Origin of the sequence: Corynebacterium halotolerans (genome assembly GCF_050107895.1) — a bacterium.
In the GTDB taxonomy this organism is placed as follows: Bacteria; Actinomycetota; Actinomycetes; order Mycobacteriales; family Mycobacteriaceae; genus Corynebacterium; species Corynebacterium halotolerans_B.
In genome coordinates this window covers 1-3,072 of record NZ_JBNILW010000033.1, presented here as the reverse complement: position 1 = coordinate 3,072, position 3,072 = coordinate 1, and the positions used below count along the sequence as shown (strand labels likewise).

At 63.5% G+C, this 3,072-nt stretch carries 2 protein-coding genes and 2 pseudogenes; 2 read left to right on the top strand and 2 right to left on the bottom strand.

All coding sequences use genetic code 11. The features are described from left to right. A pseudogene (locus ACQCVD_RS15390) lies at positions 1 to 335 on the top strand (ISL3 family transposase); the annotation flags it as partial. A gap of 64 nt (positions 336 to 399) precedes the next feature. Here ACQCVD_RS15390 and ACQCVD_RS15385 read toward each other — a convergent pair. Further along, positions 400 to 1,158, bottom strand: coding sequence for an ATP-binding protein (locus ACQCVD_RS15385; RefSeq protein WP_426824659.1), 759 nt, complete (start codon positions 1,156 to 1,158; stop codon positions 400 to 402). Further along, complete coding sequence (gene istA / locus ACQCVD_RS15380) at positions 1,158 to 2,798, bottom strand: IS21 family transposase (protein ID WP_426824658.1); 1,641 nt, start codon at positions 2,796 to 2,798, stop codon at positions 1,158 to 1,160. The genes ACQCVD_RS15385 and istA overlap by 1 nt, the downstream gene beginning before the upstream one ends. A 144-nt stretch (positions 2,799 to 2,942) precedes the next feature. On the opposite strand from istA, the pseudogene ACQCVD_RS15375 reads away from it, so the two are divergent. After that, positions 2,943 to 3,072, top strand: a pseudogene (locus tag ACQCVD_RS15375) (transposase); the annotation flags it as partial.

The following is a 3,072-nucleotide window of genomic DNA, read 5'->3' as shown; positions in this document are numbered from 1 at the left end:
GGTGGATACTCCAGCGCCTGGCGATCGACCGGATGAGCGTGGCCGCGATCGCGAAGTCGCTGGACATCGGATGGGACACCGTCAACCAGGTCGCCCTGGACCAGGCCCGTGAGCTGGTTGACGGCGACCCCACCCATCTGTCCGGCGTCCGGGTCCTGGGGGTCGATGAGCACAAGTGGAAACACCGCCGCGGCGACGGTACACCCGGCTTCGTCACCGTCATCGTCGATCTGACTCCGAACGTGGACGGCATCGGACCTGCCCGGTTGCTGGACATGGTGCCGGGCCGATCGGCTGAGGTGTTCCGAACGTGGAGTTTGAAGCGGCGTGGTGACGAAGATGAAGCACCGGGGTGAGCACCGTGAAGCGGTTCACCCCGGTGCTTGATCGTTGAGCTGACTACCTGACCATCGTCGGTGAGAGTCTCATGTTCGGCCCGTCCAGGCTGATGATCTCCGCCCCACCGACGAGGCGGTTGAGCAGGGATTCAGCGATGACTTTGTCGGCCATGGAGGTGTACCATTCCTCCGGGTTGAACTGGGAGGTCACCAGCGTTGATCCCCGGCCTTCGCGTGCGGAGAGGATGTTGAACAGCATGTTCGCGGTGTCCGGGCTGATCGGGGTGGTGAGGAAATCATCCAGGACCAGCAGATCCGTGGCGGTGATCTGGTTGATGAACTGCAGACGCTTCGGATCGTGGTAGTCCATCACCGCCAGCTGCGCGGCCAGGTCATCGGTCCTAAAAAACCGGGCGGAGTGGTCACGCCGGCACGCCGCATTCAGCAGGGCCAGAGCGAGGTAGGTTTTGCCGACGGAGGATTTCCCCAGGATGATGACGTTGCTGGCCTTGGTGATCCATTGACAGTGGGCCAGTCGTGCGACAAGCTCACGGTTGAGGTTGCGGTCTGGTCGGTAGTCGATGTCTTCTACGCAGGCGTCGGGGTGTGGTGATCTGGATGCCTTGAGTAGTTTCTCAACACGACGCTCCGCCCGGGCTGTGACCTCTTTGTCCAGCGCAAAGGCGATCTTCTGGGAGAAGGTCCACTCGTCGTAGTCGGGGTTGTTGGCGATGTCGATGACGCTTTTGCCGAAGGCGGTCATCCGGAGTTTGGTGAAGGTGTCCAGCCAGGTGTCGTCCAGGTGGAGGTTCGGATCCATCACTTCGATTCCTCCTTGTTCCCGCTGGTGCCGGTGAGGGCTTGAAGGCTGAACTGGCTGGCCCCACCGAGTAGCCCACCCCGGTCACCAGGCAGATGCGGTGGTGGCGTGGAACGTGCCTGTGTTCGTGGCGCAGGCACGGTGGTCGCCGGCCGTGTCGTCTGGTCGCTACGTACCGCGGCCATCATGTTCTTCACCGCCGTATACGAGATCGCCCGACGTCGGGTGGACTCGTCGACCAGGCGGCGGCAGGCCTCCTCGAGGATGGACTTGTTGTCGCCTTTTCCCATGGCCAGGATGTTGCGGGCCGGCAGATAGGCCTGGGCGACGATGGGCCGGGACGCCAGAAGATCAGCGATCGCCTTCTGCGTGTGCGGTCCCACACGTGAGGCCTGGGTGAGGAAATACTGCGAAGACCACGGACTGTTGGCATCCTCCATTCCCAGCGGACAGTGGGCCACATCGGTGACATACGCCCCGCGCTGCGTGCCCACCGTGTGGGTGGCGATGGTGGCGTTCCCGGCGAAGACCTCCAGCTGGTCGCCGCGGATACGCACGTCCACGGTGTCGCCGACATGCTGGTAGGGAACCGAGTAGTGCACGGTGGCGATCGTGATGTGCCAGTCCGGGGTGACCTTGGTTTTCTTCCACACCGTCGGCAGGAACGGTTGATCAGGCAGCACCGCCAGCAGGTCGGCTTCTGCCTCATGGAAGATCTGGCGGCGGGAGAGCTGCTGGTCCCTAAACGGGGTACGGTCGTTGATTTCCTCGACAGCCGCCCTCAGGGCGGTGTTGAGGTCATCGAGGTTGGTGAACTCCCGGTCGGCGAGTCGCCGGATCGCCCAGTTCGTGATCACCTTGACCCCGGCTTCCACGTTGCCCTTGTCCTTCGGTTTGACCGGTCGGGTGGGAAGGGCCGCGGTGTTGTAGTGGGTGAGGAACTCCTCGTAGCTGGCGTTGACCTTGCGTGCCCGGTCCCCGGGGCGGATGGCATTGGATGCGGTGGAGGCATTATCCGGCACGATAACCTCAGCGACCCCGCCGAAGTACTCGAAGGCGTGTCGGTGGGCGGCCAGCCAGTTGGGTTGGCGTTCATCGACACACCCGCAAGCGAAGACCATCCCGGAGTACGGCAAGGTCGCGACGAACACGCTGATGCTGGTGGTCCTGCGGGTGACAGAGTCGGTGAGGCGCATCTTCGTCCCGGCCCAGTCGACCTGCATCGTATGTCCCGGGGCGTGCTGGATCCGGGCGGTGAGCCCGCGGACCTGGACTTCCTGTCCGACGAGCTGGCGGAAACGTTCGTAGCTGTAGTGGCGCAGACCAGCCGACGGCACGGTGAGATAGTCGGCCCACAGGATGTTCAGGGGCGTTTTCTTCCGTCCGGTCCTAGCGGCGAGCACGGTGTCCATGTCGATGGGAACGAACTCCCCGCGCAGGCTCATCCGCCCGTCGCCGACCAGGGCGTGGAGATCGTCATCGTGGTAGCCGTCGAGCTGGGCGGGGGTGGTGATCTTGTGGTGATCGAGGGTTTTCCTGGCTTTGGCGATCGTGGCGTGCGCGGCACCGCAGCGGGCCTGGGTGTCTCGGTAGGAACTGCCCCCGAGGAGCAGTTGCATGATCAACCGGTAGTTGGTCACGGTTGGAAGATCCTTTCGGGTTCCACACGACCGGGTTGTCGTGCGGTACCTGAAAGTCTGGGGGGTGGCGACGGTTAGCGCTTCACGAAGCTCACCGTGGTGCTTCACGATGGTTACCACGCCGCTTCAAACTACGCGTCCCTAACAGCTGAGGTGCTGCGTCGCTGGCTCGCTGCCCGGGACCAGTCCTTCCGGGCCCGAGTGAAGGTCGTGGCGATGGATGGGTTCACCGGTTACCACACCGCCACCACCGAGCAGCTACCGAAGGCTCGGA